The organism is Mesorhizobium sp. CA7, assembly GCF_020165015.1.
Taxonomy (GTDB): Bacteria; Pseudomonadota; Alphaproteobacteria; order Rhizobiales; family Rhizobiaceae; genus Mesorhizobium.
Genome location: NZ_JAIUHH010000041.1, coordinates 1 through 1,106 on the forward strand (window position 1 = coordinate 1; position 1,106 = coordinate 1,106).

Consider the following 1,106-nt stretch of genomic DNA (forward strand, 5'->3'; position numbering starts at 1 on the left):
GACGATGCTGGCCGCGCCCTGCTGGTAGAGCGTGCCGCCATTGAAGGTGACCTTGCCGGCTGCGTCGCCGAGATTGGCATCGGCGGTGATCTGGACCGTGCCGCCATTGATGACGGTGCCGCCCTGGTAGCTGTTGGCGCCGCTGAGAACCAGCGTGCCGCCACCCTCCTTGGTCAAGGTCCCGGCGCCGCTCACGGTGTTGGTCAGCGTCAGCTTGGTCGCGCTGTCGGTGTCGAAGGTGCCGCCGCCGACATTGAGGGTCACGGCGCGGGCAGAAGTAATATCCGCCGTCGTGTGCAGCGTGCCGCCGTTCAGCGAAAGACCGCCGGCAGCCGCGCCGAGATTGCCGTCCGACGCGACCTGAACCGTGCCGCCATTGATCGCGGTGCCGCCGCTGTAGCTGTTGGTGCCGGACAGCACCAGCGTGCCGAGCTCCGTCTTCAGCAGCTGGCTGCTTCCGGTGAGGTTCGAGGTGATCGTCGCCACATAGGCCGCACCGGCTGCAGTGCCGTCGCCGACGCGGATAGTCGATTGCGGCCCGACCAAAGCGACGTCGCCGCCCTGGATGAGATAGCCGCCGGTGGCGAACTGCATGCCCGCCGCCTGCACCTGGCCATTCGTGTTGTCGACCGTGACGGTCCCGGCGGCACCCTGGAAGATGGCGAAGCTGGCGTTGGCGAAGGGCGCGGCGAAGGTGCCGCTGGCATCGGTCCAGTTCTGGTCGCCGGCCGCCCGCCAGGTGCCGCTGCCGCCATCCACCGCACCGTTGGAATGGGGGCCGGCATTGCCGTCCCAAAAGCTGAGCGTCAGCCCCGCGGAATTGACGAGGTTGACCTGGTTGGCGACCGCGGTCTGCACGAAATAATCGGGTGACGTGACGTTCAGTCCGTTATTCGTCAGCGAACCGCCATAGTTGAGGATGCGATAGACGCCTGGCCCGAAGGTGCCGCCCGGCGTCTGCGTGATGTTGAGCGTGCCGTCGAGCGTCAGGTTGCCGCCGACATTGATGAGATCGTTGAGCGGTCCGCCCGGCACGTTCGCCTGGCCGAAATTGACGTTGACGGCCGACGTGTTGTTGAGCGTCAGGTTGCCGCCGATGGTGAGCG

Annotated in this window: 1 protein-coding gene; it reads right to left on the reverse strand. The window is 66.7% G+C overall.

The window, feature by feature from the left end; all coding sequences use genetic code 11:
• Positions 1-1,106, reverse strand: a 1,106-nt coding sequence (locus LB552_RS29580; RefSeq protein ID WP_224611727.1) for an autotransporter-associated beta strand repeat-containing protein, incomplete at both ends; no start/stop codon positions are given.